Raw genomic sequence first — 25,365 nt, 5'->3', positions numbered from 1 at the left:
GATCACGGGCTGCCGCTTGCTTTTTAATACCACTGATTGTCTCGATTTTCATTTTTGTCCTCATCAATACAACATTAATAAACTCAATACGGTGCTTAACAGAGTAACGAAGTACGTTGGTAATTGCTGGCCTTTCGGGCAGCTTTTATCTCTTTACCAGTACTTAATATTATTCATTGGGTTAACGAGGATATCCCAAAGGATACGGGCTAATTTTGAATGTATGTTTCATATAACTCAAATTTTTTTAGTGAACGTTGGCACTAGAGTAGATTTACACACCGATAAACACCATAAACCAAAGTTAAGCCTTAATTTTTCGTCACGCTTGGTCAAAACGGTAAAAGGGGGGAAACACCGTAAGTGAAAATTCTTAGCTGAGATCAAATATTGCTCATAAATTAGCTAGCTCATTATTTATTTTTGATATGTTTTAGTGATAATATTCGCAAACAATATAATTATCATTCTCATTTATATTTACTAGGGATAACTATGACTTTGCAATATCACTACACCCTTATTGCCGCCGGTGTTTGTGCGGCTTTATCTTCATTTAGCGCTACAGCAGCAGACAATAAAACAGATACCATGGTCGTCAGTGCGTCAGGCTTCTCGCAACAACTGCGTGATGCTCCTGCTAGTGTGACCGTGATCAGTGCAGACCAATTACAAAATAAACCTGTCCGTGACCTCGCCGATGCCGTTAAAGACGTGGAAGGGGTGAGTATCGTTGGTGCTGCCAACAAACAAGATATTAATATCCGTGGCTTACCCGGCGAATATACTTTGATATTGGTCGATGGACGTCGTCAAAACAGCCGTGAATCACGTCCAAATGGGAGCGGTGGTTTTGAAGCGGGCTTTATGCCACCTGTCGAAGCGATTGAACGCATCGAAGTGATCCGTGGTCCTATGTCCTCCCTGTATGGTTCTGATGCGATGGGTGGTGTTATCAATATCATCACCAAAAAAGTGACCAATGAATGGCATGGTAGCGTCACAACGGGTGCGATTATCCAAGAAAATAGTGATAGCGGTAATTCAACCGACGGTAACTTCTACCTATCTGGCCCATTAATTCAAGATAAACTCGGCCTGCAATTGTATGGTGGTGGTAACTACCGTCAGGAAGATAAAATCTTAGAAGGTCATCATCAACGTGATAACCGCAGCTTAACAGCCAAATTAACCTTTACACCACAAGAGAACCAAACGTTCTTATTAGAAGCGGGTCGTAGCACCCAAGAGAAAACATCGACACCAGGTAAATCTGGATCTGAATATGAAATTCGTGGTGGGGACAAGCAATATAATTCCAAAGAAGAGTGGCATAATGACCGCAACCATGCAGCTCTGACTTATAAAGGTGAGTGGGATTCTTTTAGGGGCTGTCCTAGATAACTAAGATCATCTAGGATAGTTCCATGAGAAAAAGTAGACTCAGTCAGTATAAACAAGCACGGTTACTTGAGCTGTTTATTGCTGGCTCCACAGCCCGTATTGCCGCAGAGTTAGTTGGTGTCCACAGAAATACAGCCGCTTACTATTTCCATCGCCTCAGAGTGCTGATAGCTGAGCACGTTGATAAGCACACTTGGTTTGATGGCGAGATTGAATTGGACGAAAGTTATTTTGGGGGGCGTCGTAAAGGTCAGCGCGGTAGAGGGGCAGCTGGAAAAGTGCCTGTTTTCGGGCTTCTCAAGCGTGGTGGCAAGGTTTATACCAAGGTCATACCCGATGCTAAATCGCGGACATTACTGCCAATAATTGAGTCAAAAATTTACCCTGACAGCATCGTCTACACAGATAATTTTGCCAGTTATGACGTACTGGATGTGAGCGATTTTAAGCATTACAGGATCAATCACAGCACCCAGTTTGTCGACAAAAAAGACCGGCAAAATCACATCAATGGCATAGAGAATTTTTGGAACCAAGCGAAGCGTCACATGCGTAAATTTAACGGTATTCCGAAGGCTCATTTTGAGCTGTATTTAAAAGAGTGTGAATGGCGATTTAACACACCTAGTGCAAAACAACAATTAACTATGCTAAAACAGATAGTTAAAGGTAAAATTTAAACCTTATCTAGGACAGCCCCTTCTTTTTAATACTGAACTCAGTGTTTACCAAGAAAAAACCAAACGTAAAATAAAATCCCAAGACCGTAATCAAACAACAGGGCATTGGGAAGGCGGTTATGAAGACCGCGTACCCGAAATCACCAATACCGTTGTTGATGGAAAAGTGGTGGCTTTCCTGCCGGACAACATCTTAACCGTCGGCGGGCAATATCAGTACTCAAAACTCAAAGACAGCTCCTTGGTCTCAAAAGGCGTAATGGAAAAAACCAGTATGTCAGTCGATCAATCAGCACTGTTTGTCGAAAATGAATTTACCGCAACGGATGATCTGATCTTAACCGGTGGACTACGTTTAGATCACCACGAAACTTATGGCAACCATTGGAACCCAAGGGGTTATGCCGTTTATTATCTGACGGATGAGATCACCATTAAAGGGGGCGTTTCTTCAGCTTTCCGTGCACCTACATTACGTGAAATCAGTAAAGGCTATGGCACCTCTACCCAAGGTGGTAACGGGATTATCTACGGTAATCCAGACCTCAAACCGGAAAAAAGTGTTAGTGAAGAAATCAGTATTGCCTATAACCATGAATCTGGCTTTAATGCGAGCTTAACGTTCTTTAATACCGACTTCAAAAACAAGCTAACTAGCTACTCACTTAATCAAGCCGATCCTAACCACCCTAACCTCACGTTATATACCTACGATAATGTGGGTAAAGCGAACATCAAAGGTGTTGAAGTTGCAACAGGTATTCCTATCGCACAGGATTGGAACCTCAACCTAAATTACACATACACCGATTCCGAACGTAAAAGTGATGATGAGAAATTAGGTAACGGTATTTCCTTAAAAGGTTATCCATTGGATAAAACACCAAAACATATTGCTAATGCGAAATTGGATTGGAACTTCAATGAAGATCTCACTTTATACACACGTGCGCATTATGAAGGAAAACAGGTGTGGGCAGCACAACGTAATGGTTCTAAAGTGCCTCGCTATCGTAGTGGCTATACCACTATGGATGTCGGCGCAACCTATCAATTATTTAAAAACACTAAACTGAACTTTGCGGTGCTAAATATTGGTAATGAAAAAGGACCTAAAATTGATAAAGTTGATGGCAACTGGGATGTTGAAGACGGACGCCGTTATTGGGCGAACGTTAACGTTAGTTTCTAATTAACTCTGAGGGTATGCCTGTTTCAGGTATACCCTCAAAACCCTTAAATAGACTCAATAAATGAATAAAATCATATTAAGTGGCATATTGCTGTGTATGACCAGTTCCGCATTTTCCCGCCCAAGCCAGACTATCCCGAGTATGGACGAGCAAGTCAGCCAATTTTATGATATCCAACAAACGGATATGACTTACGGTAACCGTGCGCTGCGCATTTACAGTGCAGTGCCCTATAATATCACCGCACAACGCCCTGTCCTGTATATGCTTGATGGCAATGGCTTATATCCTAAAGCCGTTAATCGCGCTGTTGAAAAGCTCCCCGTGGATAAACTACCGATTATTATTGGAATTGGTTACCCAATCGATGAAGCCTTTCCTAAAGCATGGCGAACTTACGACTATACCCCACCTGTTGCCGGTGAAGATTTTAAACAAGGGGGCGGCTCCCCTGCGCTATACCAATATTTAACTGACACAATCCGCCCATGGGCAGAACAACAGTTTCCTATTGATAAAAGCAAGCAAACCCTATTTGGCCATTCATTTGGTGGATTATTTACCTTGATGGCATACCAGCAACAGCCGGATGATTTCCAGTTTTATGTTTCTGCCAGCCCGTCATTATGGTGGGGCAAAGGAAGTATGGTGGATTTAGCAAAATTGACAGCTAAACAGGCCAGTTCCCCCCTGTTTGTGACTTTAGGTGGTTTAGAAGAGAGCCCTGATTTATCCAAACTCAGCACCGAACAGGTGAAAAATTACCAAATGCGCAAAAGTTGGATTAGCACACGCCAAGTTTGCACTGAAATTGCAAACCACCAAAGGCACTGTGAATTTATGTTGTTCGACGGCAAAAACCACGGTTCAGTGATCCCTGACGCCATCGATAAAGCCCTTGATGTCGCTAGCCAATAAGACTAATTGATGGGTTTTAGGAGATCGCTGTAGAGGTCTGCTAGAACCCCCTTTTCGCCAAATTCTTTGCGTATCCACTGCGTCACAAGCCCAGTAGCCGAATGTTGTGTGGCTAATAGCATATGGGAGTCTTGTCGTGGGTTCTGAATTTGTTTTGTTACCAACAGGCCATGTTTAACATGTTCTTTGATCATATAATCGGGTAAAAAGCCAATCCCTTCACCGAGTATCTGACACTGGCATTTAGTATTAAAATCAGGAACTTGAATTGCCTCTTGCCCATGTAGTAGCCAACCCACCCGCTTATTAATGGTATGCGCGGTATCCTCTACCATAATATTTGGATAAAGACGCAACTGGCTCTCAGCGATAGGCTCTGGCATCAGCGCCAAAGGGTGAGTTGCCGCTATAGCAAATTGCCAGTGAATCGCACCAATTTCAGTGTAATCAATTCCACCGCCATCCATCAAAGTACCCGGAGCGCCAATCGCAATATCCGCATGGTTATTAATAATCGCATCCCAAACCCCATTGTACACCTCTGTTGTCACTGTAATGTGGCAGGTAGCAAACTGTTTTTTTAATATTTGTAATAACCTAGCGGTATGGTACGGCGTATATAATAACTGATTAATACAAATACGTACCCGCGCTTCAATACCTTGCTCAATGGAATAAATACTTTTTTGAATGGAATGGAAATTATTAAGCAAGTCGGTTGCTTTGCGATAAAAATAATAACCGGCTTCGGTGAGTTCAATATTACGGGTATTACGAATAAATAACGCCACATCTAAATAGGTTTCGATACGTTTGATGGTATAACTCACCGCGGAGGTGGTCACGCCTAACTCTTCTGCTGCTTTACTAAAACTCGCAAACTTCGCCGCTGTTGTGTAAGTCAGTAAGTTTTCTTCCGTAAAAATTGAGTTCATACCCACCGCCAAAAATGTTTAAAATTTAGACAAATCATATTTTTATGTGAATAAAATTCAATAACGTAAAAATCAGATTATTTTTCGAGCACATTTTTATAGCTTAACAGAATTATTAACAACTGGAATAGATTAAATTTGATATGCATTTTCGCCAAGTAAAAACCACACCTTTAAAGTAACTATTAATATTCGAAATACCTAATATTATTGAATTAAATAGGCAAACCAAGTATTAACATTCGATACGATTGCGATCAATAAAATTACAAATTTAACAAATTAAAAACTTTCAATTTGATGTCTATCACAGAACTGAGTAAATCATGATTTTCGATTTTAATTAACAAAGAAAATCACACAATTCGGGTCAAAAAACGGCCATAAACTATCAAATAACGATTAAAAATAATGCTCACACGCACAAAAAAGCCGGATTATTGAATTTAATTCAACAATCAAACGCCTCATTGATGAATTAAATTTAAACGGATTCTTTTTATTAATGACAATTGCTATGCTCTAATCATTATATATTCGAAGTCACCTTTAAATTGTCTTTATCTATGTTGGTAATAAAAACCAACCTAAGGGGAAAATGATGACCGCTAGTACTCTCGCTCACGATTTTTTAACCGCCGCTGAACAAGGACAATTAGAAATATTAAAAAGTTGTCTTGAAAAAGGTGTAGATATTAATACCACCAACCGTCAGGGCCGTACAGCTATCGTCAATGCCAGCCTAAATAAACATTATGAATGTGTTTCTTTTCTGATTAATGCAGGGGCGGATATTAATAAACAAGACCAAACGTGTTTTAACCCTTTCTTATTAAGTTGCCTTAATAATGACCTCACTTTATTGCGTATTGTCTTGCCTGCAAAACCAAATTTAGATTTATTGACCCGTTTTGGTGGTGTGGGAATTACACCTGCTAGTGAAAAAGGCCATGTAGAAATTGTTCGTGAATTACTTGAAAAAACCGATATTAATGTCAACCACACCAACTTTGTAGGTTGGACACCACTATTAGAAGCTATCGTACTCAACGACGGTGGCGAAAAACAGCAGCAAATCGTTAAATTGCTATTAGACCATGGCGCAAACCCTCACATGACTGATAAATATGGTAAAAAACCATTAGAGCTAGCTCGTGAAAAAGGCTATAACGAGATTGCTGAGTTACTGATTGCAGCTGGAGCCTAGCGAAATCATAGACTCTAAATAGGATAAGGAGGCATGTGAACGCATCCATATCTCATCGGCAAAGGTTATACGGGCTAACGGCTGATACACATTTTCTCAATCTGTTAAATCAGCCACAACCCCAAGGAACGGTAGAACAAGTATTTAATAAAGCCATTAACTTTTCTATTGATAATGTACTTTATACTTTGCTTTGTTCTCAATTAGATAATGCACCAAATAGTTGCCGATTAATCAATAAAGACTTTTCTCTTTTCGATATTAAAGAAGGAGAGACAATTAATTTATCGAATAAAGAAATATTGATTGGTAGTCATTATTTAATATCATTTTCTTTATGTAAAGAATGGCGGCAACCAGTTATCAACTTTAGTGATAACGAACTGAAGAAATCAAATTATTTATTATATATCGAAGAACAAATAAGTAATTTGGATTTAATCTTAACTGAAAATAAAAATTCTCTATTTAAATATCAGGGGGATAACTTTTTTTATCTCTCTATGACAGAGCAATTGGTTCAATTACGCTCTGAATTGATTGAGTCAATAATTAAGAAAAATAAAGAAAATATTATTTATGTGATCCGCCAGTTTGTTGGATTAGGTATCGGGCTAACACCATCAGGAGATGATTACTTAGTTGGGTTAATGGCATTTTTATTATTAACCGGTCACCCGGCTGCCACTTTTTACCCTGAGTTTTATCAAGGAATAACCCAAAGCTTAAGCCAGACGACACCAATCAGTGCCATCACATTAGAAAAAGCATTAAACCGAGAATATCGCGAAAATATGCAGCAATTAATTCAATCATTAGTTGATGCGAAAGAAACAAATATTTATCCACAATTTTTACAGATTTTAAATATCGGGTCGAGTTCTGGCAGCGACATGCTATTTGGCTTGCGAGATGCCCTGTATATCACCCATTATTTCGGAGAAAACTATGTCGACTAAAGTTGTCATAAAAAAGAATACCTATTTTGATTCCGTATCACTGATGTCTATTTCGACAAAAGCCAATCAACTCGACAATGTTGAGCAAGCGTTCGTCGCAATGGCAACAGAGATGAACAAAGGTGTTTTACGTAATTTAGGTTTACTAACACCTGAATTAGAAGAGGCTAAAAATGGCGATTTAATGATTGTCATTAAAGGCCCAAGTGATGAAGCTAACGAAGCCACATTAATTGCTATCGAAGATTTATTTAATAAGAAAAATCAAGGCGGCGGGCAGCATGAAGCCAAATACGCCACCATTAATTCAGCGAAAACACATATCCCAGATGCCAACCTTGCCGTCATTTCAGTAAATGGTCAGTTTGCTGCCCGTGAAGCACGCATTGCGTTAGAAAATGACCTCAATGTCATGCTATTTTCCGATAACGTCTCCATTGAAGATGAACTCGCACTTAAACAGCTGGCTAGCAAAAAAGGCTTACTGATGATGGGCCCTGACTGTGGAACTGCCATTATCAACGGAACCGCGCTGTGCTTTGGTAATAGCGTTCGCCGTGGCAGCATTGGCATCATCGGTGCATCCGGTACGGGTAGCCAAGAACTTAGCGTCCGTATTCACGAATTTGGCGCAGGGGTTTCCCAATTAATTGGTACTGGTGGTCGCGATTTAAGCGAGAAAATTGGCGGTATCATGATGATTGACGCCCTGAAAATGCTCGATGCGGATGATGAAACCCAAGTTATCGCATTGATCTCTAAGCCACCAGCTCCTAACGTTGCGAAAAAAGTGTTAGAACAAGCGGAAAAATGCCACAAACCGGTTGTTGTGTGTTTCTTAGGTAGCCAACCACTACCAGAAGACAAACCCGGTCTAACCTTTGCTCAGGGCACCAAAGAAGCCGCACTGAAAGCCGTTCTATTAACCGGTATTCGCAAAGAAGATTTAGATTTACACCCTCTTAATTTACCACTTATTGACGAAGTCAGAGCAAAACTGAAACCTGAGCAGAAATATATTCGTGGCTTATTCTGTGGTGGAACGCTATGCGATGAAGCCATGTTTGCCGCCTTGGAAAAATACGATGATGTTTACAGCAATATTCAGCCAAACCCTGATTATCGCTTAAAAGACCTCAACAAAAGTATTGCACACACTTTCCTCGACTTTGGTGATGACGACTTTACCAACGGTAAACCGCACCCAATGATCGACCCTACCAACCGCATTGAACGCTTATTACAAGAGGCTCGCGACCCTGAAGTTGGCGTCATTATGATGGACTTCGTTTTGGGCTTTGGTTCTCACGAAGACCCAGTAGGCGTGATGATCGACGCAATTAAAGAAGCGAAGAATATTGCCAAACAAGATGGGCGTGAATTAGAAATTTTAGGCTATGTGCTGGGTACTGACCAAGACACACCGTCGATGGATGCGCAGGTCAAAATGCTAACAGATGCCGGCGTTATCTGGGCAAGTAGCAGCACCAATACTGGTTTATTAGGGCGTGAGTTTGTATGGAAAGGGGAGAAAGCATAATGACTTCATTATTTAAGCAGCCATTAAATGTCATCAATGTTGGCATCGAAATGTTCAGTGATGACCTAAAAAAACAACATGTTCCAGTTACGCATTTAAACTGGACTCCTCCCGGACAAGGCAACGTTGCGGTTATCCGCGCCCTCGACCAAATTGAAGGTGATGCCGCACTACAAGAAAAAATTGCGGCCGCCAATGCCCAAGCGCTTGAGCGCATTATTCAATCTCAACCTGTGTTAATCGGTTACGACCAAGCGATTAATGTGGTTCCGGGCATGACCAAAAATACTATCCTACACGCAGGCCCACCGGTTGCTTGGAAAGATATGTGTGGCGCTATGAAAGGTGCGGTGACGGGAGCGCTGGTTTTTGAAGGCTTAGCGAAAGACTTAGCCGATGCAGAACGTGTTGCGGCCTCGGGAGATATCATTTTCTCCCCTTGCCATGAACACGATTGTGTAGGTTCGATGGCTGGTGTCACTTCAGCATCGATGTTTATGCATATCGTTGAAAATAAAACCTATGGCAACCGTGCATTCACTAACCTCAGTGAGCAAATGGCGAAAATCCTGCGCATGGGTGCCAATGACCAAAGTGTAATAGACCGTTTAAATTGGATGCGTGATGTATTAGGCCCAATGCTGCGCGACGCAATGAAAATCGTTGGTGAAATCGACCTGCGTTTGATGCTTGCTCAAGCACTGCATATGGGCGATGAGTGCCATAACCGCAACAATGCAGGGACAACCTTACTGATTCAAGCGCTTACAACAGGGATCATTCAAACTGATTTCTCTGTCGCCCAGCAAAAAGAAGTATTTGATTTTGTTGCAAGCAGCGATTACTTCTCCGGCCCAACGTGGATGGCGATGTGTAAAGCATCAATGGATGCGGCTCACGGTATCGAATACAGCACTGTTGTCACGACCATGGCGCGTAATGGCTATGAATTTGGTTTACGCATTAGTGGACTACCAGGTCAATGGTTCACAGGGCCTTCTCAGCAAGTTATCGGCCCAATGTTTGCAGGCTACAAACCTGAAGACTCTGGTTTAGATATCGGTGACTCCGCAATCACAGAAACCTACGGTATTGGCGGTTTTGCTATGGCAACAGCGCCAGCTATTGTGGCACTCGTTGGCGGTACGGTAGAAGAAGCGGTCGATTTCTCTCGCCAAATGCGTGAAATCACCTTAGGTGAGAACCCGAACGTGACTATTCCATTACTGGGCTTTATGGGTATCCCTACAGCTATTGATATTACGAAGGTTTCAGCCAGTGGTATTTTACCTGTTATCAACACAGCCATTGCCCATAAAGATGCGGGCATCGGTATGATTGGGGCAGGTATTGTTCACCCGCCGTTTGATTGCTTTGAAAAAGCGATGTTGGCCTACGCACAAAAATACGCTTAGTTTCCAGTAAGAAAAAATAACGCCCGACTAAAGTCGGGCAATAAAAATAGAACGAATACCCTGATTGATTTTATTTGAAAAACAGTGCTGTAACTCAAAATATAGGAACATACCCTAAATAATTTGAATTGCAGCTAGGCGGCAAGTAAACGAGACCCTAGGAGCATATATAGGTATGTGACTAGGACAAGTGAATGCAGCCAACAACGCTGCGGTTCAAAGTATGACGGGTATACAAGGGTACACAGGGGAACACTTAAAATGAGTATATTAAAAATAAAATGGAAACGTGGGGATTTGGCCGCCTACTTTGGCTTAATGACCAATAACCTAACCAACCTACTCACCATGATGGGTCTCTTGATTTTCGTTGTCGGCATCCCATCAGAAATTGTTTACGGCCGTATCGCACCAGCCTTTGGTTTCGCTGTTTTACTTGCCAGCGTGAGCTATGCTTACTTTGGCCAGCAAATGATAAAGCAAACTGGACGCAATGATGTCACCGCTTTACCATCAGGGCCCAGTGCGCCTTCTATCTTTACGGTGACGTTCTTAGTCATCATGCCTGTCTACCAAACAACACAGAATGCTGAATTTGCGATCCAAATTGCGCTAGTTTGGTGTTTTGTCGAATCAATGATCCTCGTCGGTGGTTCTTTCTTAGGTGAAACCATCCGTAAGATGATCCCACGCACCGTACTGTTATCCTGTTTGTCCGGTTTAGGATTACTGTTACTAGCGATGAACCCGATGCTGCAAGCGTTTGAAGCACCAACGGTTTCATTCATTGTGCTGTTATTAATTTTCATTAACTGGTTTGGTAAAAAACCGATTTTTGCTCGCATCCCAACTGGCTTATTGCTGCTAATTGCCGGTACGGTATTGGCATGGGTTTCTGGCTTGCAAAGTGCGGAAGCAATCAAAGACTCAATGGCGTCATTTGGTTTCAACCCGCCGGGCATCCATATTGATAGCTTCTTCCAAGGCCTGCCACACGCTCTGCCTTACTTAGCGTCTGCGGTACCACTTGGCTTAGCAAACTATATCTTCGACCTTGAAAATATTGAAAGTGCGCATGCTGCAGGTGATGAATATAATACTCGTAAGGTCATGTTAGCTAACGGTTTATCGTCTACAGTTGGCTGTTTTATGGGTAACCCATTCCCTGTCACTGTTTACGTCGGCCATGCGGGTTGGAAAGCCATGGGCGCTAGTGTGGGTTATACCCTAGCATCCGGTATCACCATGTTTATCGTCCCATTATTCGGTATCGGCGCTTTTATGTTAGCTATCATTCCAATGACCGCTATCGTGCCAATACTGGTGTTTATCGGGGTCGTCACCGCCAACCAAGTTGTGCGAGAAACGCCAAAAATTGAAGTTCCCGTTATCTTTATCTGTCTATTCCCATGGATTGCTAACTGGGCATTGACGATGGTTAATAGTGTCATGGGCGCGGCGGGCACCTCTGCGAGTGCAATTGGTGTTGAAACCTTGCTACACAAAGGTGTTTATTACCAAGGTCTAGTTCATTTAGGTAACGGTGCGCCGTTAGCCAGTATGTTATGGGGCTGTATTGCTATCTTTGCTATCCTCAACCAACCACTGCGTGGAGCCATTGCTGCTGCAGCGGGAGCAATATTAGTATTCTTCGGAATTATTCACTCCCCAGCGGTCGGAATTGCTACTGGTTCAACCTTGATGTTTGTTTACGCATACCTCATGATGGCAGCTTTATTTGTACTCAAACACTTTTTAGATAGCCGGAAATCGGTGGAAGAACAACAAGCTGAAAAATCTGAGAAACTCAGTAAGTCAGTGTAACTAAGCCAACCTTTTATAGTAGGTGTGCGCTGTACACCTACTATCAGCTAAATCTCTGTCTCAGGAAACATTAACAATGAAAGAACTCGTGGTTGTTGCCATCGGGGGCAACAGTATTATCAAAGATAACAACAGCCAGTCTATCGAAGCTCAAGAAAAAGCCGTTCAAGAAGTCGCACATCATATTAGTGACATGCTTGAAGGTAATTACAACATTGTTTTGACCCATGGAAATGGACCTCAAGTTGGATTAGATTTGCGCCGTGCAGAAATTGCACACGAAACCGAAGGTTTACCTTTAACACCGCTGGCTAACTGTGTGGCAGATACTCAAGGTGGGATTGGCTATTTAGTTCAACAAGCTTTGACTAACGTCTTAGCAAAACGCCATAACCGCCAAGCAATTACGGTAGTGACACAAGTTGAAGTCGATAAAAACGACCCAAACTTTAGCGCGCCAACCAAGCCGATTGGGGCATTTTTTACTGAGCAACAAGCTCAGCAATTACAGCAAGAAAACCCAAACTGGCATTTTGTTGAAGACTCTGGTCGCGGTTACCGCCGTGTGGTGGCCTCCCCCGAACCAAAACGTGTGATTGAATCACAAGCGATCCGCACTTTAACAGAACACAATTATGTGGTGGTTGCTGCAGGTGGTGGCGGTATTCCAGTCATTGATAACGGCAATGGTGGCTACAAAAGTGTTGACGCGGTGATTGATAAAGACCTCTCAACAACTTTACTGGCGAAAGAGCTCAATGCCGATATTTTAATTATCACCACAGGTGTCGAAAAAGTGTGTATTCACTTCGGCAAACCTGAACAAAAAGCACTTGGCGAAACCAGCACTAGCGACATGCAACGCTACATGGAAGAAGGCCATTTCCCAGCGGGTAGCATGTTACCGAAGATTGAAGCCAGCCTATCGTTTATTGCCAATGGCGGTAAACGTGTGATCATCACCACCCCTGAAAAGCTACCAGAAGCCTTACGCGGTGAAACGGGAACCCATATTGTTCAAGGGTAAGTTTCTATAATCTGGATCATGCGAATTTTTTGTTAGTCGCAAACCGCAATATTCCTCAGATCGTTTGATGACGATCTGAGTGGGTAAGTGTCGCTTAAAAACAGGAAATTCGACAGTAAATGGATATCACTAGGAGTTTCTATGAAAGCAGAAAAATCATCAGGCAGAAGAGAGTTCCTTTCCATCAGCGCTAAAGTCGCAGCCGCTTGCACTTTATTCGGCGCGGTATCGGGCTTTGCCTCCGCTCAAGACCAAACTAGCCAAAAAGCAGGCCAGTCCAGTATTACGGATAAACATTATTACCTCGATGACGTATTACTCGAAACTGGCTTTAATTACCAAGATTCAACGGTCGTCGGCACCCAAACCGCATTACACACTGTAGAAATCCGGGACGGTAAAATTGCAGCCGTTTTACCGAATAAACAGCATGCTGATGGCACATTAAATGCCTATAGTGCGCAAGGCAAACTGATGCTACCGGCCTTTCGTGACATGCATATCCACCTCTTGATAAAACTTTCTATGGCGGGCCATGGCAAGCGCCACAGTCACGTGAAGGCAAAACCATTATGGATATGATCGCGTTAGAGCAAAAATTGCTACCTGAATTACAACCTTTCACGGAAGAAAGAGCGAATGCGCTGATCGCACTGATCCAATCCCAAGGATCGACCATTGCTCGTAGCCATTGTAATATCGAACCCGTTTCCGGTTTAAAAAATTTAGAAGCCTTACAAAAAGTGCTTGGTGAACACCAACAAGACCTAACTTGCGAAATTGTCGCCTTTCCGCAACATGGTTTATTACATTCCAAGTCAGAGGGTTTAATGCGTGAAGCCATGCAAGCGGGCGCTCATTACGTTGGCGGTTTAGACCCAACCAATGTAGATAGCGCGATGGAAAAGTCTCTCGATTCGATGTTCCAAATTGCATTGGACTACAACAAAGGCGTGGATATTCATCTGCATGAAACGAGCCCTGCAGGCGTTGCCGCTATCAATTATATGATTAAAACGGTGGATGAAAACCGCAGCTTACGCGGTAAAGTGACCATCAGCCATGCCTTTGCACTGGCAACACTCACCCCTGAACAAACGGAAAAAACGGCAAAACAGTTGGCTGAGCAGCAAATCACCATTGCTTCAACTGTTCCAATTGGCACACTGCATATGCCACTGAAAACCCTAAATAAAAATGGGGTATTTGTGATGACCGGAACGGATAGTGTGATTGACCATTGGTCGCCCTTTGGCCTAGGCGATATGCTAGAAAAAGCCAATTTATACGCGCAGCTTTATACTCGCCCTGATGAGCTATCGCTATCCCGTTCACTGGCCATCGCAACAGGCAATATTCTACCGTTAGATGAAAAAGGCCAACAAGTGTGGCCAGCTAAAGGGGATGATGCCAGCTTTGTGCTGCTTGATGCATCTTGTTCTGCCGAAGCAGTCGCACGGATCTCACCAAGGTTCGCGAGCTTCCATAAAGGCCATTTAGCCCACGGAATGATGCCAAAGTCCGCTTCATAGTGATAAAAGAATAGCGTCTATAGACGCTATTCTTGCCACGTTATTTTTTCAGTTTGAGCGTATTAAAGATTAAATCTAATAAACCTGAGTTATCTACGGATTGCAGCACAGTAATTGGCTTTGTTTTTGGTTCAGGAACTCCGACCCGTAGGCGCAGTGCGTCATAACAAAAGCTTTTACCGCGCAGCGCTCCCTGTAGCTCAATACCTACGTGCTTTTTATCATAAGTCACCAGACTCTTATCCAATAACCATGCCACGGTTAACACATCATGTATCCAACACCCTGCTAAATGACGAGTCGCACGTGAATAGTCCATCCACGGTCGCATTGTTGCCACAAGAAAACGGCTCAGTGGTGTACCAATTTGAGCAAGCTTATCAAGATCCTCATGCACCATTTGCGTTTGTACGGTGACATCCATTGGCACTAAAGTCAGATTTGCTCCACTATTAAGCACCGCGTAGGCCGCTTCAGGGTCGATGCCAAAATTAGTGTCTTTCAAGTACCCCGGCACGTTAAAAACCGCCCCCATGATCACTATCTCCGCCACGTTTTGAGCCATGTCAGGAAACAGCTGCATTGCTATTGCGATATTAGTTAATGGGCCAATGGCAATAATCGTGATTTGTTTCGGGTTTTGGCAAACTAATTCACCAATACGTAACGCGGCTTCTGGGATAGACTTCGGTAAACTGGGTATGGGTGGAAGACCGTCCCATAGGTGCGTAAGTTGCGCTCGTTCAGCGCCGTTATCGAGTAGTTCACGCCATGCCGCGCTAGTTTCAACCAAGGCTGACGATGCACCACGATAAACAGGAATATTTTCACCCAGTGAATGAACTAAATGGCTGGCAACGTCAAAGCCAATTTCGCTAGGTGTATTACCCGAAACAGTGGTGATCATTTCCAATTTGATTTCAGGTGCAGCGATAGCCAGCGCAAGTGCTAGGCCATCATCAACATTCGCACCAACGACCCCATTACCGGGGTCGCAATCTATAATCACTCGCATAAATTTCCCTGAAACAATAAATAATCAGCACCCACATGAGTGCCCGATTTGTAATTCAAATTCCACTTCACAGATGGCTTCTTTAGATGGCCAATTTTGTAAAATTTGTATCGCTCTTTGCGCTATTTTATCAACAGGCTGGCGAACAGTTGTGAGAGTTGGAACGGTATATTCTGATTGCACGGTACCGTTAAAACACACCAGTGCAATGTCTTTCGGTACGCGTAATTTTAATTCTGCTAAGGCTTTTAAACAGCCAAAAGCTTGCAATTCATTCGTGGCAAAAATAGCTTCAGGGAACCCCTCTTCCCGCATCTGATAGATAGCCTGGTAGCCCCAAACGCGGGTATATTCCCCTGATAAAATCCATTTTTGTTGTATCGTTAAGTCAGCTTCTGTGAGTGCAGCTTTCCAACCATTTAAGCGGTCTTGGGTATTGAGCATCTCATTTGGGCCGCAAATAATGCCAATATTTTGATAGCCATGCTTAATGAGATGACGAGTAATTTTATAGGCTGCGAGCTTCTCATTCACTTGAATGGTACTGATCCCTTCTGTGGCTTCAATCCTATCAAGCATCACACAAGGCGTGCCTGATGACTGAATTAAATCAACATAGGGATGCCGGTCAACACTGGTATAAATGAGGCCTTCAACTTGTCTTAACAAAAGGTTATTAATCAGTTCTTTTTCACGAATCCGAGAATCCCCCGCATCACCCAGCAACAAAACATGCCCATATTTAAACGCTTCTCGCTGCAAGGCATGAGCAATAGAGGCTAAAAACGGGTTAGAGATATCGGGGATCACTAACCCATAGGTTTGCGTGCTCCCCGAAGCTAGGGCTTTTGCAATACCATTTGGCCGATACCCCGTTTTTTTGATTGCTGCTAACACCTTTTGCCGCGTTGCCTCTGCAACAGGACGAGGGCCATTGTTAATCACATAACTGACTACCGCAACCGAGGTTCCGGCTTCGCGGGCAACATCTACCCGCGTCACTTTACGGTCATTTGTATCTGACACCCAGCAATTCCTTTTTCTAACATGACTTTGCCAAAGAATAGCAGCCACTCTGACTTTTATATACAGCCATGCTTACTTATATCGCATCTTCTGGCAGATTTAGGTCACGGCCTCGCGTTTCCGGTGCAAAGAATGTGGTCACTAAACCAATACATGCCATTGCAATAAAATAAACGGCAATTGGCCACCACTGACCTGTCCAAGACAACAGTGCAGATGCCACTAATGGAGCTGTACCTCCGGATAAAATAGAGCCGAGTTCTTTAGCAAAGGCCATTTTAGTATAGCGATTACGCACGCCAAATAATTCTACGCCCCAAGCCGCTTGTACCCCGAAAATACCCAGTGATGCTAACCCCATTCCAACCACTATCGTCGGGATAACGATAATCGGTTCGCGAGAGTCTAATAACATAAACGCGGGTACGGCATACAGCATCAATAGGAAACAGAACCAACGATAAACAATACGGCGCCCAAATTTATCTGATAACCACCCTGCAAATGGAATGATGGCAAAACCAAGGATTGAAGCAATTAAAACCGCCGTTGTTGGCACAGATTTATCCACCAACAATATTTTGGTGACATAACCGATAATAAAGCCTTGAGCAAGATAAGATGGCCCATTTTCACCAATACGCAACCCGACCATGGTCCAAAATGCCCGCGTTTTTTGCCAAAATGAACGGTTATCTACAGGGTGAGCGACAGCATCAGATTCCAATGCGAGGCGGCGTTCTTCAGCAAGTTGCTCTTTTTGCCGCTCAAAAACTGGCGTCTCACGCATATGTTGACGAATAAATAATGCCGCCAATGCAATCAAAATACTGCCAAGGAAAGGGATCCGCCATCCCCATGACATCAAACTTTCTTTGTCCATTTGTAACACTATCAGCCAAATCATTGAGGCCAGTAATGTTCCACTGTTGGAGCCTAATGCAATAATCGAAGAAACTAAACCACGGCGTTTTACTGGCGCATATTCCCCCAACATCACAGTACCACCGGATAGTTCAGCCCCCGCTCCTAGCCCTTGAGCAAACCTTAGGATCACCAAACAAACCGGTGCCCAAACACCAATTTGTGCGTGGCTGGGGATCGCACCGATGAGTGTGGTTGATAACCCCATCAATGCAATCGTGATGACCATAACCATTTTTCGGCCATGTTTATCACCTAGCCAACCAAAAAATAACGCACCTATTGGACGTGCGATAAACCCGACTGAATAGGCTGCAAAACTGGATAACAGCGCCATAATAGGCGTTGCATCAGGGAAGAAAACATCACCGAAAATAATACCTGCTGCTAAACCATAGAGAGCAAAATCCGCATATTCCATGGTTGTGCCTAACCAACAAGAAAAAATCGCCCGACGGAAATCTTTTTTTCCTTCTGGCGTACTTAACCGTTCTTGCGCGGCTTGTTGACTCGCCTCGATATTTAATTGTGTAGCCATAGTGATAAACCCTTGGTGTTGGCGCGAAGCCTATTAATCAAAAAATCTAACTGGCGTTTTTTATTTACTTAAAGGATAGTCTACGCGCGTAGAATTAAGCAAACGAGGGTATGCTATTTTGTGAGCGTTATCACTTGATGACAAAAATATGAATTTTAGATGACTGAAATAACACGATAGGAAATAAATAAACAAAAGCCATGCTCGAATAAATACCATGGCTTTCTGTTTTTATTTGACACACAATAGATACTCGACAATATCCTGTAAATTATACCATTTCATCCAAATTTCATCCTGAATAGGGACTTTAGTATATTGCTCAATGGCTGCTATCAACTCTAACATTTCCAAAGAATCAATATGCAAATCTCTTATTAGGGCTGAGTCCATGGTAAAAGATTCCGTTATTCCTGAATAAGTCCGGATTTCCTTAATTTTATTTTCTACCCATTGTTGCTGAATTAAATTCTGTGCTGTCATTTCTTAACCTTTTTCAGAACGGGTAGTATTATCGTTATAGCGTTCTTTATCTGCTTGATTACGGGTTAACGCCCCCATCTCCGTTAACGTGACTGATTGGCTTGTTTTCGCATCAGATAACTGCCACGTTATCCTCTTTTCTCCTGTTACTTCATCAACAATTTCTGTAGATTTAAAGCTGCTACTGAATGTATTGGTATTATTGGGGATCCCCATTTTTTCCGTACTTGACGCTATCGGCCCACTCGCATAACGTTCTTTATCAGCTTGGTTACGGGTTAGCGCCCCATGACCTGATAAGGTGATATTTTTTTCTTCCGGAACTTTAGCTTGCCAACTTTTTTTCGTTTCACCCGTCATCTTGTCAGTAACTTCAACTAATTCGAAGCGTCTCGCTGACACCATTGGTTTAGGAAGTAACGCGTTTATATCGGGACTAAACTTAGACTCAGCAGATGCTAATGGTTTGCTACTGGCATGTGCAGATGGATCCCGCGAACCGTCCAGAATGCTTTGGCGCAACTCATCAGCCAAAGAATGCCCCTTTTCCACTGCGTTTCTAGCTAATGCCACCTGTGGATTATTATTAACTTGAGGAATATCTAACGTGCTTTTAAACCTAAGTATACTGGGCTTATTGTCACCCTCTTCGGGGCTATTTTTTTGAACTGACTCGGGTGTTCGGCTATCTACTGTTTTATTTTCAAACTGGCTCGTTTTTGTTCCGTCGTTATTCACAGCAACCAGTTCTTTTAGTATCACATCAGATTTATAAGGAGTTGAAGCCGAACTATTAGGTGATATAACAGAACTCGTGCCACCATCCACACTATCTTCTGGCTTAACATTTTTCTCGGAGCATGGTGTTATCACATTTTCAGTCTTAATATCCGTATTTATAGAAATACTCAACTGCCCCATAATTTCGATTTGTTGTTCCAACGCTGAAAATATATTATGTACCTGCAAAAGTCTATCAACTGATTTATCAGCTTTATGTTTTATCAGCTGTTTTTTTGCTTCTATAATTAACTCTTCTTTTGTTTTTTGAAGAGATGCATCGAATAATTTATCTATCGGTAACTCTTCGATGGTTTTTTCAGATAAAAAAGGTCTTAATTTTTCTTTAATTGCAGGATAAACATATTTATCAGTAAAGCGTTGGTTAAGTTCATCAATATTTTTATCGCTCAAGATATTATCAAAAAGCTCTGCTTCAAGCGCTTTTTGCGATGATTTAAGCACTTGCTTAAGATCTTTATCACTATTACTTTTATTAACTTGCTTAATTAATTCTGCAGCGCAGTCTAATACCTTTGACCCTTTAATTTCATCCGGAGTCAATAGCGTTAAAACAATGAGTGCATTTTCAGGCTGATACTGCAATTTTTGTCCTTGGAGACTACCAGCATGCCCCAAATTCAGGGTTTTGGTTATCATTTCCAAACTGATACTAGATTTATTTTCAATTAATAGCGATTCAATTATATTCGCCTGTAACTTTTGGTTGTTCGAGTGTAAATCCTCAGCATTACCTGAAAGATTAAATGTTTTATCAATAGCCTGTTCTTTTAAAGGAAAATGAACTTCCTGGCCTACGTTATTAACTGAATTTATATCATTTGAAAATGATATTGGCCGATCATTTTTTTTGGATACTGGTAATGCATTATTTACAGCTGATGTCGTGTTAATTTTCTCCATCCCTTCACCTTATTAATATATAATAATATTTCTAAAACTATTTATCCTACGAAAAAAACCGATATTCATCTATTACATATTGACATAGCCATTATTATATTGTTGTAAGTCTTTATATAATTGAATAAGTAACTGAGTTAAAGTTTCAAAGTGACTATTATCTTGTCGAAAGGTTTCTAATAAACGAGATACGGAGCTATTAATCGCATTTTTTTGGCTATCTATCGCTGTTTGTAAACTTTGAAACTCTTGAGACATAATGTCACTACCATCATTCCATGCGCCGGATGAGTGATTAATCGCATGAAACATCTCTTTGACTGGCTTTAAATCAGGGTAAATACACAGTTTTCCATTACTCTGTTTTATCACGAACCCTTGGTCTGTCAATTTTTTTCCCCAGAACTCGTATTCTTTTGTACCGCCTTTAATCTCCATTAGCGGTTTGGCCTTATAAAGATTGGGGCTCCAATCGCCATAATAATCACCATAACTTTTTAAATTAAGTGATTTTTTTATATTTGCTACTTTAGCATGTAGCTCATTATACTCACTTAATTTACCTTTCATTCCAATCACAAGCAGGTCTCCCATCTCCTTTATTTGTTTTTGTAATTTTTTTACCTCTTCTGTTTCACCAAGAACCTCAATCTTCATACTCGTACCAGAGTATTTCGACACAATTCTATCCATATCACTCATTACATGCTCTTTGGCAAATTTTATCTTGCCATCATCCCCGGCTTTCATATGACGAGACAGCTTACTGGCTAGCGTGTTCATATCTTGCATATATTGAGTTGACGCCTTAACTAATTCACCGTATTTTTTTTGATAATCCGTATGAATATTATCAATCAAACCAGTCAGCCTATTAATATGCGAGCGGCCATCTTCGAGAGTCTCCGTTCTTCTCGTGGCTCTTAATGCTTTAGCCTCCTCATAAGCATCATTTGCGCTCTTATTTTCACGTACCAACATTCTTGCCCTAAGCTGTATATTTTCAGGGGAATCATTTTGTGGTCGTTGCTGATAAACCCCCTCCGGTACGCTATATTGCATTTGTCGGAACACATCCAGCACTTGTTGGTGAGGCATAAGTGACTCATCAAAAGTAATCCCCCCCCCAAAAAGGGGGAGGTGTGGTTGCTCTGTTGATGTCGCCTGCGGCGAAAAATGAGAAATGTTGTCTAGACGAGAAGGAGATGTAATATCCATTCTTTAGCCTCTCACCATACTTTGCATTGTTCTTAGGCTACCTTCACGAATTTCACGTAAATGTTCTTGCATTTGTTTCGCAAGGTCCTGGCTCTTATCGATTTGCTTGTCTTTATCTGAATAAACTGAACGTGCAGTATCCGCAACGGATTGTTCAATCATTTTATCCGCTTCCGCCGATTTCACATTGACTTGATTTGACGCCGTCGCGAGTTGACCCGCATTGTCTGACATTCGAGAAGCTTGCTCTGCCACCCCCATTTGCACACGAGTTTTATTCATGATTTGGTCGTGCTTCTCATGCTGTGAGGCACCCAAATCTCTTGTACGTTTACCAGCCTCTTCAATCCTTTGATTTGAAAGGTTTTTTTTGACTTTGTGAAGCTTGATTACCCAGCGTCACTGTTGAGCCATCTTTACCCGCCAGACTCAATGTATTCGGCTTCGTTGAGACGCTCTCTGTATTTCCATTTAACCCCGATAACTTACTAGCACCACTGATATTTTTATTGCCTGGTATCAAGTTATGTTTTATCGATTGCTGTTGCTGGCGCAGCCCTCTTGCTTGGAAGGCTCCGCCAGCAGCTGTAATTGCAAGAGCCGTAAAAAAGCCCATCATAGCCCCTTTAAAGGTTTCTTTACCTTCACGAATCGTTGAATCCGCAGAAGCTTGTACCATTTTGGCATTTAATTGCAGAAACTCCGCACTAATACGACGATCTGAAATGTTTATCTCTGCCATCACTTTGCGAATAATTTTCGACAACTCCACCAGTAAGTCATTACTAATAATTCCAACAAACGTGTTGTTTTTAATGCCATCAATAGGCTCTTGACCTTTATTACCACCTTCAACCTGCCTAGAAGGCGAATCTTTGAAGAAACTGCTGGCAATCAATAATTGAACAGCTTGAGACATTTGTTTTAAATCGGCTTCATCTGGAAGCTGAGCATCTCCAACTAATTGTTCAATATGACTTTTTTCTTCTTCTAATACCTTGCCAATTGCCTGTCGAATATTTTCTGGTGTCAGTGTTCGAAAAGTATGAAGATCATCCAATGTGGCTAATTTATCGGAATTCGTTAACGCAGAAATGTCCGCTAGCATCTGGTCATCATGCATTGAAAATTGAACCATTTTTAATAATGGCTTATCCATCACCATCTCAGCCCCTGACGCCATTGCATGCACATCATTTAAATGCACGCTTTGCAGTAAAGGAATGGCTACTGTTTTTGTATTACTGTTAATTGTCGGGGAAACGCTACTAAAACTGACAGGCTTATGAAATAAAACTGGCTTATTTGATTCTGATTGAATATTAAGACTCATTTGATAAATTCCTATATTAACTACGCAAAGCGGGCTGTTTTCAGCATATTGACTTTCGTTTGACCTGATTGATTTAATGACGCCAGCATTCCGCTAAACATTTCCTCAAATTTCTCATAGTTTTGAGACATGGACTTCAGTAGATTTTTTAATAACTCATCCAACGCTTGAATGGTTTCACTGTTAAGCATCATATCTGCAAGCATTTCTTTCATATCTCGAATTTGCCCCGCGGCATGCAAATTTAGCCCTCCGGTTGTTGCCGTATTCGCAACCATCAATGTCGCTCCAGTCCCCTTCATACCCACTTCAAGGCGAGCCACTGCAACGCTTTGCGTTTTAGCCGTGTTTACGGCTTTATCTGAGGTTTTGGTGATATCCGTAATATTGTCTGCTTGGTCTGCCGCTTTATCGGCCGCTTTCACGGTGTCTTTTATGTCATCAGCTTTTCTCGCTACCTTAGTGGTAGTTTTTACTGCTTGCTGTAAGTCATCAATACTATCGGCCAACTTGTTAAATTTAGTGAGCACCACCATATTATCCGCCGATTTTCCTACCTTACCGGCTCCATTCGCGATATTACCTAAGGCATTCATTAAACTATTTGGCATCGATTTAATAATGCTTTTCAATAATGTTCCTGCGTTTTTAGCAAGCGTTTTTACTGAGTTACTGGCAATATTGCCGATGTTTTTCGCAAAAGATGACATAGAAGCTAATGAAAGCGCTAGAAATGCGATTGCCGCCAAAATCATTCCAACAATACTGCCAATTTGTTTCGCTTTTTCCTCTGAGACACCAAAAGTCATCAGCATGTCGGTAACAACACTAGAAATTTCAGCCGCTAGCATCTGCATAAGGCTACTTTGTCCCGTTTCTTCCAAAACGATATCAGCCACTGAGATAGCAATACCGATAGCAGCAACTGCAAGCGTTAGTGGTGCAGCGGCGCCAAAAGTCGCAACAGTGGCGACAACAGACACAGCAAGCATCACATAGCTAAAAATTTTACTCGCACAAGAGGCCGCTTTGTTCGCTTCATCAGCTTTACGCTGTGCTTCTTCCGCCTCTTTGGCTTTTTTATCTGAATCTTTGCGAGAAGCTTCATTGACTGTTGCCATCACGGCTTCTTGCTCTTTCATATTGCGAATCGAATCTTCATTCATCGCCTTTTTAAGTTGAGCGGTTAACATCGTAAGCAGTGCCAGCGTGTTTTCCCATTTTTCACCATCAATCTCGACTCGTCGTGGCGCTGTTTCTACAAATTGATTGAGTTTTTTTGCATCCTCACCTGCACTTTTCGCATAATTACCAGCCGACTCAAGCAAGTTATCGATTTTGGTGCCTAAATTTGTAATTTTTGTATTTTCTGCCTTAATTTGCTGCTTAATTTTCTCTTGGTTTCCACCCTTCAAAGACTTGAGATTCGCTAAACGCTCTTTACTTTCGGCACGCTCTTGTATTAAAGCATTAGCTTCGTTATTAAGTGCACTGGCCTTGTCCGTATTACTTGTAAAAGAACTTAATAAATCATTTCCTTTTTCTCGAAGTGTATTTGATTCTATATTTAACAATTGGAGGCGATTAGCTAGCTCACTAATATTCCCTTCATGTAATAACTGGCGTAATGCCGTAAGGCTACCAACAAGTACTGAAGCCGCATTAAACCCCTCTTCTTTTAGGAATAATTTTTCTTCTTTTGCCGCGGCTGCCTTGAACATAACGGATAAATTATTTTTAGGTGCAGGTAATTGTGGTGCATTTTCAATACGGCTGCGTTTCATCTGCTCTGTTGACGTTAATTCTTCACACGCCATTTCTAAAGCTAATACCGACTTGATGCACTCATCCCCTAATCCAATAGGATTACTGCCTTGTAGAAATGTATGAATATTATTTATTCGTTCATTACTTGAATTGATAATTTGAACCATATAATTTCCTCTACGTTATATTAGGATTTTTATTTTCTAAATTTGTCTTTTCTAGTTTTTTTTCTAATGCGGCTAAATAAGCTTGAGATTTATTTTTTAAATCAATATCTGTACTGCTTTTTACAACGCTTTCAAAACAATGAATTGCAGCACTGCTTTTTTTCATCATTAAATTGCACTGTCCTGCATGGAATAGTGGGCGGTAATCATTTTTTGCCAATACAAATGCGAGAGCATATAATTCAGTTGCTTTGTCATACCGTTTCGTTAATTGATAGACAGCAGCAAGTCCCATCACATAATCTGTATTATAGAAATCATAAATACTTAAAAATCGGAAAAAAGTTTCTGCTTCTTTTAATTTACCTTGTTGATAGAATTCGTATGCATAGGAATAAATGCCATCCATTGTACTTTGTGGGATCCCGTGAATATCTTTATAAGTTGCACCATCCATTAGTGCAGTTGTAATATTGTCAAGTAATTCTTCCATATCAGATTGTTGAAAACTCTCTGTTTCCGCATTATTCATATATTTACCTTATTGTTGATATGC

The 25,365-nt window shown here is 41.7% G+C and carries 19 protein-coding genes and 3 pseudogenes; 11 read left to right on the top strand and 11 right to left on the bottom strand.

The window, feature by feature from the left end; genetic code table 11:
* Positions 1–495 precede the first annotated feature (495 nt).
* The 4 genes and pseudogenes from FVA72_RS01025 to FVA72_RS01010 all read left to right on the top strand — a co-directional run.
* Positions 496–1,380, top strand: a pseudogene (locus FVA72_RS01025) (TonB-dependent receptor plug domain-containing protein); the annotation flags it as partial.
* A gap of 47 nt (positions 1,381–1,427) precedes the next feature.
* Positions 1,428–2,084, top strand: a complete 657-nt coding sequence (locus FVA72_RS01020; RefSeq protein ID WP_004918487.1) for an IS1595-like element ISEc75 family transposase — start codon at positions 1,428–1,430, stop codon at positions 2,082–2,084.
* 28 nt (positions 2,085–2,112) lie between these two features.
* Positions 2,113–3,276, top strand: a pseudogene (locus FVA72_RS01015) (TonB-dependent receptor domain-containing protein); the annotation flags it as partial.
* 61 nt (positions 3,277–3,337) lie between these two features.
* A complete protein-coding gene (locus tag FVA72_RS01010) occupies positions 3,338–4,195 on the top strand; it encodes an alpha/beta hydrolase (RefSeq protein ID WP_110592704.1) in 858 nt (285 codons plus the stop codon).
* A gap of 2 nt (positions 4,196–4,197) precedes the next feature.
* Here FVA72_RS01010 and FVA72_RS01005 read toward each other — a convergent pair whose 3' ends face one another.
* Entirely contained in the window at positions 4,198–5,130 is a 933-nt protein-coding gene (locus FVA72_RS01005) for a LysR substrate-binding domain-containing protein (RefSeq protein ID WP_096863520.1), read from the bottom strand.
* Positions 5,131–5,731: 601 nt separating this feature from the next.
* Here FVA72_RS01005 and FVA72_RS01000 point away from each other — a divergent pair.
* The 7 genes and pseudogenes from FVA72_RS01000 to FVA72_RS00970 all read left to right on the top strand — a co-directional run bounded on the left by FVA72_RS01000 (position 5,732) and on the right by FVA72_RS00970 (position 14,634).
* Positions 5,732–6,337: an ankyrin repeat domain-containing protein gene (locus FVA72_RS01000; protein ID WP_036958612.1), complete on the top strand. Its 606-nt coding sequence runs from the start codon at positions 5,732–5,734 to the stop codon at positions 6,335–6,337.
* 35 nt (positions 6,338–6,372) lie between these two features.
* Positions 6,373–7,296, top strand: coding sequence for a DUF2877 domain-containing protein (locus FVA72_RS00995; protein WP_110592705.1), 924 nt, complete (start codon positions 6,373–6,375; stop codon positions 7,294–7,296).
* Entirely contained in the window at positions 7,286–8,836 is a 1,551-nt protein-coding gene (fdrA, locus tag FVA72_RS00990) for an acyl-CoA synthetase FdrA (RefSeq protein ID WP_004262956.1), read from the top strand. Before FVA72_RS00995 ends, fdrA begins: the two co-directional genes overlap by 11 nt.
* A complete protein-coding gene (locus FVA72_RS00985) occupies positions 8,836–10,251 on the top strand; it encodes a DUF1116 domain-containing protein (protein WP_110592706.1) in 1,416 nt (471 codons plus the stop codon). The genes fdrA and FVA72_RS00985 overlap by 1 nt, the downstream gene beginning before the upstream one ends.
* Before the next feature lie 261 nt (positions 10,252–10,512).
* Positions 10,513–12,075, top strand: a complete 1,563-nt coding sequence (locus tag FVA72_RS00980; protein WP_110592707.1) for a xanthine permease — start codon at positions 10,513–10,515, stop codon at positions 12,073–12,075.
* Positions 12,076–12,151: 76 nt separating this feature from the next.
* Positions 12,152–13,102: a carbamate kinase family protein gene (locus tag FVA72_RS00975; RefSeq protein WP_004262965.1), complete on the top strand. Its 951-nt coding sequence runs from the start codon at positions 12,152–12,154 to the stop codon at positions 13,100–13,102.
* A gap of 141 nt (positions 13,103–13,243) precedes the next feature.
* Positions 13,244–14,634, top strand: a pseudogene (locus FVA72_RS00970) (amidohydrolase family protein).
* 40 nt (positions 14,635–14,674) lie between these two features.
* On the opposite strand, the gene FVA72_RS00965 reads toward FVA72_RS00970, so the two are convergent.
* The 10 genes from FVA72_RS00965 to sicA all read right to left on the bottom strand — a co-directional run bounded on the left by FVA72_RS00965 (position 14,675) and on the right by sicA (position 25,341).
* Positions 14,675–15,649, bottom strand: a complete 975-nt coding sequence (locus FVA72_RS00965; RefSeq protein ID WP_110592708.1) for a nucleoside hydrolase — start codon at positions 15,647–15,649, stop codon at positions 14,675–14,677.
* Positions 15,650–15,673: 24 nt separating this feature from the next.
* Positions 15,674–16,675 carry a LacI family DNA-binding transcriptional regulator gene (locus FVA72_RS00960; protein WP_110592709.1) on the bottom strand — a complete coding sequence of 334 codons (1,002 nt, stop codon included), beginning with the start codon at positions 16,673–16,675 and terminating at the stop codon, positions 15,674–15,676.
* Positions 16,676–16,751: 76 nt separating this feature from the next.
* Positions 16,752–18,137: an MFS transporter gene (locus FVA72_RS00955; RefSeq protein WP_110592710.1), complete on the bottom strand. Its 1,386-nt coding sequence runs from the start codon at positions 18,135–18,137 to the stop codon at positions 16,752–16,754.
* A gap of 231 nt (positions 18,138–18,368) precedes the next feature.
* A complete protein-coding gene (locus FVA72_RS00950; protein ID WP_110592711.1) occupies positions 18,369–18,620 on the bottom strand; it encodes an acyl carrier protein in 252 nt (83 codons plus the stop codon).
* Positions 18,621–18,623: 3 nt separating this feature from the next.
* Complete coding sequence (locus FVA72_RS00945; protein ID WP_110592712.1) at positions 18,624–20,324, bottom strand: hypothetical protein; 1,701 nt, start codon at positions 20,322–20,324, stop codon at positions 18,624–18,626.
* 72 nt (positions 20,325–20,396) lie between these two features.
* Positions 20,397–21,542, bottom strand: coding sequence for a hypothetical protein (locus tag FVA72_RS00940; protein ID WP_110592713.1), 1,146 nt, complete (start codon positions 21,540–21,542; stop codon positions 20,397–20,399).
* Positions 21,543–21,545: 3 nt separating this feature from the next.
* Positions 21,546–21,824, bottom strand: coding sequence for a hypothetical protein (locus FVA72_RS00935; protein WP_137018863.1), 279 nt, complete (start codon positions 21,822–21,824; stop codon positions 21,546–21,548).
* Positions 21,825–21,885: 61 nt separating this feature from the next.
* Positions 21,886–22,875, bottom strand: a complete 990-nt coding sequence (locus FVA72_RS00930; protein WP_137018861.1) for a hypothetical protein — start codon at positions 22,873–22,875, stop codon at positions 21,886–21,888.
* Positions 22,876–22,895: 20 nt separating this feature from the next.
* A complete protein-coding gene (sctE, locus tag FVA72_RS00925) occupies positions 22,896–24,809 on the bottom strand; it encodes a type III secretion system translocon subunit SctE (protein ID WP_110592715.1) in 1,914 nt (637 codons plus the stop codon).
* Positions 24,810–24,819: 10 nt separating this feature from the next.
* Positions 24,820–25,341, bottom strand: a complete 522-nt coding sequence (gene sicA, locus FVA72_RS00920) for a type III secretion system translocator chaperone SicA (RefSeq protein ID WP_110592716.1) — start codon at positions 25,339–25,341, stop codon at positions 24,820–24,822.
* Positions 25,342–25,365: the final 24 nt, after the last annotated feature.

The sequence above is a fragment of the Providencia sp. PROV061 genome (assembly GCF_011045655.1).
GTDB classification, from domain to species: domain Bacteria; phylum Pseudomonadota; class Gammaproteobacteria; order Enterobacterales; family Enterobacteriaceae; genus Providencia; species Providencia hangzhouensis.
This window is presented reverse-complemented; position numbering and strand designations above follow the sequence as displayed.